Raw genomic sequence first — 6,795 nt, forward strand, 5'->3', positions numbered from 1 at the left:
CGCTCAGTTCTCCCGGGCCGCGGGCTCCCCGGCGCCGGAGCCGTCCTGCTGCGTGGTCGCGCGCAGCTCGCCCTGACGGCGCCCGCGGCGCAGGCCGAAGTAGTAGGCGAGTACACCCGCGCCCAACGCGGCCTGGAGCGCGAACAGCGCCGACTCGATCTCCCCGGACGGTGGTTCGTACAGCGGGGAGAACCAGGGTTCGTATCCGGGATCGATCTCGGTGATCGCCGTCTCGGCCTGGGCGTCGGCGCCCGTGAACGGCTCCTTCTCGTCGTCGCCGAGGCCGAGGGCCAGCGGCAGGACGGCCAGCGCGGCCACGACGAGCAGCAGAAGGGCGTTGATCTTCGTGTTCTTGTTCATCGGGCCACCGCCTCGGTCTCGGCCGTCCTGGTCCGGTCCCGCCTGCCGGCGAGGAACACGCCGAGCCGGGTCAGATCACCCTTGCTGGACTGCACGAGGAGCCGCATGACCAGAACGGTCAGCAGCCCCTCGCTCACCGCCAGCGGGATCTGGGTGACCGCGAAGATGGAGCCGAACTTGCCGAGCGCGCCCAGGAAGCCGGTGCTCGGGTCCGGGAAGGCGAGCGCCAGCTGCACGCTCGTGACGCAGTACGTCGACAGGTCGGCGACGAACGCGCCGAAGAACACCCCCACCATCAGCGGCACGTCGTACCGGCGCAGCAGCCTGTAGACCGCGTACCCCGCCCAGGGCCCGACGATCGCCATCGAGAAGACGTTGGCGCCCAGCGTGGTCAGCCCGCCGTGGGCGAGCAGGAGCGCCTGGAACAGCAGGGTGATGGTGCCCAGGACCGCCATGATCGGCGGGCGGAACAGGATGGCCCCCAGCCCCGTGCCCGTGGGATGCGAGCAACTCCCGGTGACGGAGGGGATCTTCAATGCGGAAAGAACGAACGTGAAGGCCCCGGAAGCCCCCAGGAGCAGCGTGCTCTCGGGGTTCTCCCGGACTTCACGCGTGAGTGACCGGACTCCGTGGACGACGAACGGCGCGGACGCGACACCCCAGGCGATCGCGTGCGCCGGAGGCAGAAAACCCTCGGCTATGTGCATGGCTCAGCAGACCCTCTCCAGCACCTCGTGGATGGTTGAAGTGCCTTGGCCGGTCTCCTGGCTTACGGGTACCACCGCCCGAACTCCGCCTTCCCGGGTCACAAGGACCCAGTGGCTGCCCGCGAGGGCCGGAGCCGGACTTCCCGATCACAGTGGCGAGGGCCGCACCGGCATCACACCGATTTCCCGTTCACCAAGGCGTGGCGACAGTAGTGCCAGGTGGGGGACGATGACAAGCGGGCCTGAGGTCACCGAGGGCGTCCACCCGCCCGGCCGGGCGGGGCCGGTGGACGCCCGCGCCGACGGCGGCGACGGACGGCGCGGGGGGCCGCGGCGGCCACCGTCACGGCCCTTCGGCCTTGCGCGGGGCGCGGCAGGTCTGCGGGCCGGCCGTCCCGTCGGGACCCCGGGGGCCACGGGTCACAGGAGCCGCTTGCGGCCCCGGACGATGACGAAGGCCGCGACGGCCGCGGCGAGGGCGAGCATGACGCCGGCTCCGAGCCACTGCATCGTCTGCATCTGGGAGACGTCGAGATAGTCGAGGGACCAGCCGATGACGTGCTTCGACTCCAGGCAGGCGGTGTGCGCCCGGTCGTTCTCCATCTGGTCGAGGCAGGTGGTCCACTCCAGGCGGTCCCCGGAGCTGGTGAGGAAGTACGTGCCCTGTCCCTGCTGCTCAGCCTGGGCAGGCAGCTCCGGCCGTACCGCACCGGGCCCGACGCCCTTGTCGGTGCTGACCGACATGATGTGTCCCAGGCTCCGCCAGAGTTCGTCCCAGACGAACCCGATCGCCACGACGATGCCGAGCGTGACCACCATCGACACCAGCGTGCGGCGCAGGAGCAGGCCGACCGCCACGCCCACGGTGAACGTGAGCAGGGCGTAGGCCACCGGTACGACCCCCGTGACGCTGAAGAAGGAGGTCCAGATGAGGGCGTCGGAAAGCCCCTTGATCGGATTCCACCACCAGGTGAGCACGGCGGTGAGCACGCCGGTCGACAGAGCGAGCATCGCGGCGGGAACGGCGAGTTTCGTGACGAGCCACCGCAGTCGGCTGACGGACTGCGAGGTCACCAGCTTGGCGGTGCCGGTCTCCAGGTCGCCGGCGATGAGCGGGGCCCCGAGCAGGACACCGGCCAGGACGGGGATGTAGCTGAGGTAGCTCCCGATGCTGTGCAGACGGTCGACATGGGTCTCGAACTCCGGCGGCAGCCCTCCCGGCCTCCGCGAGGTCGGGTCCTGGGCGGCCAGGAAGTCCATCGTCTGCCCGCGCAGCCAGACCATGACGAGCACGCCGAGGAGCGTGGCGGCGATGAGCGTCCAGAACGCGGCGCGGTGCTGGCGCCAGACGAGCCAGACCGGGCCGCCGAGCCGGGGGATCCAGTGGTTGCGTGCGGGTCCGGTGGGCACTGTACGGGCCGGGTCGTGAGTGAGCGTGGTCATGCGGTCACAGCCTTCGTGCGGTCGTGGGCGATGATGTCGTGGATGTCGCCGACGCGGGCGCCGGGGGCGATCAGCGCAGGCGCGTCGGGTGACCGCAGGTAGGCGAGCAGGAGCTCCTCCAGGGTGGGAGGCTCGGCCTGTCCGCCGTATTCGACCGGTCCGCCGAGCCGGGCCAGGACGCCCGGCCGGCCCTCGTTGTGCGGTCCGATGACGCTGTGCGGCGCGGGGACCGGGGACGAGCCGTCCCCGGGGCCGGCGAACAGCGCGTGTGCCGCGAGCAGTTCGTCCACCTCGCCCGCGAGGCGCAGACCGCCGTTCGCGATGACGAGCAGGTAGTCGCAGATGTGCTCCAGCTCGGCAAGCATGTGCGAGGAGACCAGCACCGTGGTGCCGTGCTGGGCGGCCTCCGCGGTCAGGGTGGCCATGAGCTCGCGACGGACCAGCGGATCCAGATCGGCCATCGGCTCGTCGAGGATGAGCAGGTCAGGGCGCTTCCCGAAAGCCAGGGCGAAGGCGACGCGGGTGCGCTGCCCCCCGGACAGCGTGCCGACCTTCGCCTTCAGCGGCACCTGGCCGGCGCGGACGATGCCCTCGGCGACCTCCTGGTCCCAGCAGGGGTTGAACTCACGGCCCAGCCGCAGGGTTTCCGCGACGGTGAAGCGCCGGAACAGCGGCTTCTCCTGGGTCAGGAACGCGGTCCGCAGGACGGCCTCCGCCGACCCCGGCGCCGCGCCGAACACCCGCAGGGTGCCGGTCGTCGGCCGGATCATGTGGGTGGCCAGGCCCATCAGGGTGCTCTTGCCGGCGCCGTTCGGGCCGACGAGGCCGCACACCCGTCCGGCGGGCAGCCGGAAGGAGACGTCCCGCAGAGCCCAGCCGCGCCGGTACCGCTTGCCGAGCCCATGGGCCTCGATCGCAGCCGCGCCGACGGGGCGCCCGAACCCCGGCCCGCTTCCGTGGTGCACCTCTGCGTGGTTCATGTGACTCCTGTGCGTGTGGGAGGGTCGGCTATGACACGCCGCCCGGGTGGACACCACTCTTCTCCGCCGTGGCCTGCGGCGGATCGGGCAAAAGACAGATCATGCGCGGCCGACTCCGACTTTCGGCCGGTCGGCGGGAGGACGGTGAGAGAGATGCCGGCGAGGTCGGCCGCACCCACAGCCACACGGGGGAAGGGCCATCCGCAGTTGCTCGTCACGGTCCGGCTGATTCTGGTCGTGGCCCTAGCCGGCCTCGTCGTGCTGGACTGGGTGGGCGGCGATTTCTACCGGATCGGGGACCCCGACGACAACGCGCTGGGCACCGCCAAGCTGGGTGGCGCCCTGCTGGCCATCGCTCTGGTCGTCGCTTCGCCCCGGCTCGGCAGCCGGGCGCTCCCGGCGGCCGGCTGCACTCTGGCGGTCATGTCCCTGTGTCTCTCGGTGCTGCTGCACATGGAGATGACGGTCGGGGCGCAGGCGCTGGGGTACGCGGAGCCGGCGGCTCTGGTGTGGATCCTGCTGGTCGTCGCCAGACGCGGGGCGCCGTCGTGGGCGGCGGTGGCCGGCCCCGTGCTGCTGATGGCCATCGTGCTGCGGCCGGTCTCGGTCTCGGTGCGGCAGTCCACCACCATCTTCGCGCTGATCTTCGCCCTGGCCGCGGTCACGGCGCTGGGCGTCGGCCTCGGCATGCGCCTGCTCCTGGCGGACCGGCGACGGCAGGCCGCGGCGCTCAGGCTGGAGCAGCGGACGGAGTTCGCCAGGGACCTGCACGACTTCGTCGCCCACCACGTGACCGGCATCGTCGTCCAGGCGCAGGGAGCCCACGCGATCGCGGACCGCCGGCCCGAACTGGTGCCGCCGGCGCTCCAGAGGATCGAGCAGGCGGGCTCGGAGGCGCTGACATCCATGCGGCACATGGTGGGGATGCTGCGCGACGCCGACGGGGAAGTGGCCCTGACCCCGCTGGCGGGCATCGGCGAAGTGCGTGCCCTCGTGGAGGAGTTCTCGGCCGTCGGAGGCGCCCGGGCCCGGCTCGATCTGGAAGGGACCTTCGACGACCTGCCGGTGGAGGTGACCACCACCGCGCACCGGGTGGTGATGGAGGCCCTCACCAACGTACGCAAGCACGCCCATGGCTGCACCGAGGTGCGGGTGCGCGTGAACCGTTCGGGAGACCGGCTCACCGTACGCGTCAGCGACGACGGGCAGCCGCGCCACGTCTCCCGGAGCGGCTTCGGGCTGAAGGGCCTGGCCGAGCGGGTGGGCCTGATCGGTGGACGTGTCCAGGCGGGCCCGGTGACGGCGGGCGGCTGGGGCGTCGAGGCGACGCTTCCCGTGTCCACGGCGGGGGTGGCGGCCCGATGACGATCCGGGTGCTGATCGCCGACGACCAGGCGATGGTACGGGCCGGGTTCGCGATGATCCTCGCCGCGGAGGACGACATCGACGTCGTGGCGGAGGCATCGGACGGGGTGTTCGCGGTGGAGCTCGCCGAGCGCCACCGGCCCGACGTGGTGCTGATGGACATCCGTATGCCCCGCATGGACGGTCTGGAGGCGCTGCGCAGGCTGACTCGCCCCGGCACGGTGGATCCGCCGAAGGTCGTCGTGGTCACGACGTTCGACGACGACGAGTACGTCCAGCGTGCCCTGGGTGAGGGGGCCTCCGGATTCCTGATCAAGGACTCGGGCCCTGCCCTGCTGGTCGAGGCCATCAGGGCGGCCGCCTCCGGCGAGGCGCTGGTGAGCCCTGCCATCACCGTACGGCTGCTGCGGCGCCTCAACAGCGCGGCTTCCGCGCCCCGGGAGCCGCACACCGCGCTGTCCGCGCGGGAGAAGGACCTGGTGCGTCTGGTGGCCAGAGGACTGACCAACGCCGAGATCGCCGTGGAACTGTCCATCTCGGTGGGCACGGTGAAGACACACCTCGGCAACGTCCAGATCAAACTGTCGGCCCGCAACCGTGTGGAGATCGCCGCCTGGGCCTGGGAATCCGGCCTGGTCGACGGACGACGGTAGGCCCGCGCCGGCTTCGCCTGGGGGGAAGGGGTTCGCCGTCGGTGTGTCGAACCCCAAGACCATCGTGTTCTTCGCGGCCGTCCTCCCGCAGTTCGTCGACCGTGACCAGGGGCACCTCGCGGCTCAGATGCTCGTGCTCGGCCTGGTCTGCAACGTCATCGCGGTGATCTCGGACCGCGCCTGGGGGCCGGCCGCGGCCACCGCGCGGGACTGGTTCGCCCGTTCGCCTCAGCGGCTCTCCCCGGTCGGCGGCGTCGGCGGGCTCGCGATGATCGGCCTCGGCGTCACCGTGGCCACCACCGGGCGCAAGGACTGACTCCCGCGGCGATGACATCGCTCGCGGGAGGCGGTCCGAACCGCAGGCCGGTTACTTCGCGTCACGGTCGAACTGCGCCTTGGACCAGCGGTAGCCGAGGACGGTGAGGCCCAGGCACCATCCGACCGAGAGCCACCCGTTGTGGCCGATCTCGGTGCCGAGGAGGAGTCCTCGCAGGGTCTCGATGGCCGGGGTGAAGGGCTGGTACTCGGCGATCGGCTGGAACCAGCCCGGCATCGACTCGACCGGGACGAAGGTGCTGGAGATGAGCGGCAGGAAGACGAGGGGCATGGCGTTGTTGCCGGCGGCCTCGGCGTTCGGGCTGGCCAGCCCCATGCCGACGGCGATCCAGGTCAGCGCCAGGGCGAAGAGCACGAGCAGCCCGAAAGCCGCCAGCCACTCCATGGCCGTGGCATCGGTGGACCGGAAACCGATGGCCACGCCGACGGCCCCGACGAGGACCACGCTCATCACGCACTGCAGGACGCTGCCGGCGACATGCCCGATGAGGACGGAGCCACGGTGGATGGCCATGGTGCGGAAGCGGGCGATGATGCCCTCGCTCATGTCCATGGTGACGGACACGGCGGCGCCGACCGTGGTGGAGCCGATCGTCATCAGCAGGATGCCCGGGACCAGGTACGCGATGTAGTCGGCACGGTCCCCGCCGCCGATGCCTGCGCTCATGGCGTCTCCGAAGATGTAGACGAAGAGCAGCAGGAGCATGACCGGGGTGAGGAGCAGGTTCAGGGTGAGGGAGGGGTAGCGCCTCGCGTGCAGCAGGTTGCGGCGCAGCATGGTGGACGAGTCGCGTACGGTGAGGGAGAGGGTGCTCATCGGACGTTCTCCTTGGGCTGGTCGGGGATGGCGGTGCCGGCGGTGAGGGCGAAGAAGACGTCGTCGAGGTCGGGGGTGTGGACGGTGAGTTCGTCCGCCTCGATGCCGGCCGAGTCCAGCCGGTCGAGGATGGA

7 protein-coding genes, 2 pseudogenes and 1 riboswitch are annotated in these 6,795 nt (G+C 71.1%); of the genes and pseudogenes, 3 read left to right on the forward strand and 6 right to left on the reverse strand.

Annotated elements, in window-relative coordinates:
- Positions 1–3: 3 nt before the first annotated feature.
- The 4 genes from ACIP63_RS35790 to ACIP63_RS35805 form a co-directional block, all read right to left on the reverse strand.
- Positions 4–360 (reverse strand): energy-coupling factor ABC transporter substrate-binding protein, encoded by a 357-nt coding sequence (locus tag ACIP63_RS35790; RefSeq protein WP_401524509.1) that lies wholly within the window; start codon positions 358–360, stop codon positions 4–6.
- On the reverse strand, positions 357–1,067 hold the full coding sequence (locus ACIP63_RS35795) for an energy-coupling factor ABC transporter permease (RefSeq protein WP_401524512.1): 711 nt from the start codon (positions 1,065–1,067) through the stop codon (positions 357–359). The genes ACIP63_RS35790 and ACIP63_RS35795 overlap by 4 nt, the downstream gene beginning before the upstream one ends.
- 29 nt (positions 1,068–1,096) lie before the next feature.
- Positions 1,097–1,302: riboswitch (cobalamin riboswitch) on the reverse strand.
- A gap of 185 nt (positions 1,303–1,487) precedes the next feature.
- Positions 1,488–2,510, reverse strand: coding sequence for an ABC transporter permease (locus tag ACIP63_RS35800; RefSeq protein ID WP_401524514.1), 1,023 nt, complete (start codon positions 2,508–2,510; stop codon positions 1,488–1,490).
- Complete coding sequence (locus ACIP63_RS35805; RefSeq protein ID WP_401524517.1) at positions 2,507–3,490, reverse strand: ABC transporter ATP-binding protein; 984 nt, start codon at positions 3,488–3,490, stop codon at positions 2,507–2,509. Before ACIP63_RS35805 ends, ACIP63_RS35800 begins: the two co-directional genes overlap by 4 nt.
- Before the next feature lie 153 nt (positions 3,491–3,643).
- Between ACIP63_RS35805 and ACIP63_RS35810 the strand changes: the two genes are divergently transcribed.
- The 3 genes and pseudogenes from ACIP63_RS35810 to ACIP63_RS35820 all read left to right on the forward strand — a co-directional run.
- Positions 3,644–4,855 (forward strand): histidine kinase, encoded by a 1,212-nt coding sequence (locus tag ACIP63_RS35810; protein ID WP_401524520.1) that lies wholly within the window; start codon positions 3,644–3,646, stop codon positions 4,853–4,855.
- Positions 4,852–5,508 (forward strand): response regulator, encoded by a 657-nt coding sequence (locus ACIP63_RS35815; protein ID WP_401524522.1) that lies wholly within the window; start codon positions 4,852–4,854, stop codon positions 5,506–5,508. The genes ACIP63_RS35810 and ACIP63_RS35815 overlap by 4 nt, the downstream gene beginning before the upstream one ends.
- 25 nt (positions 5,509–5,533) lie before the next feature.
- A pseudogene (locus ACIP63_RS35820) lies at positions 5,534–5,824 on the forward strand (LysE family translocator); the annotation flags it as partial.
- A gap of 51 nt (positions 5,825–5,875) precedes the next feature.
- Here ACIP63_RS35820 and ACIP63_RS35825 read toward each other — a convergent pair.
- Entirely contained in the window at positions 5,876–6,661 is a 786-nt protein-coding gene (locus tag ACIP63_RS35825) for an ABC transporter permease (protein ID WP_401524525.1), read from the reverse strand.
- Positions 6,658–6,795: pseudogene (locus ACIP63_RS35830) on the reverse strand (ABC transporter); the annotation flags it as partial. The gene ACIP63_RS35825 and the pseudogene ACIP63_RS35830, both read right to left, overlap by 4 nt.

This window comes from Streptomyces sp. NPDC088746 (genome assembly GCF_044751065.1).
Lineage (GTDB): Bacteria > Actinomycetota > Actinomycetes > Streptomycetales > Streptomycetaceae > Streptomyces.

Coding starts and splice junctions, on each gene's coding strand:
- ACIP63_RS35790 (WP_401524509.1), bottom strand. CDS start 360: ATGAACAAGAACACGAAGATCAACGCCCTTCTGCTGCTCGTCGTGGCC.
- ACIP63_RS35795 (WP_401524512.1), bottom strand. CDS start 1,067: ATGCACATAGCCGAGGGTTTTCTGCCTCCGGCGCACGCGATCGCCTGG.
- ACIP63_RS35800 (WP_401524514.1), bottom strand. CDS start 2,510: ATGACCACGCTCACTCACGACCCGGCCCGTACAGTGCCCACCGGACCC.
- ACIP63_RS35805 (WP_401524517.1), bottom strand. CDS start 3,490: ATGAACCACGCAGAGGTGCACCACGGAAGCGGGCCGGGGTTCGGGCGC.
- ACIP63_RS35810 (WP_401524520.1), top strand. CDS start 3,644: ATGCCGGCGAGGTCGGCCGCACCCACAGCCACACGGGGGAAGGGCCAT.
- ACIP63_RS35815 (WP_401524522.1), top strand. CDS start 4,852: ATGACGATCCGGGTGCTGATCGCCGACGACCAGGCGATGGTACGGGCC.
- ACIP63_RS35825 (WP_401524525.1), bottom strand. CDS start 6,661: ATGAGCACCCTCTCCCTCACCGTACGCGACTCGTCCACCATGCTGCGC.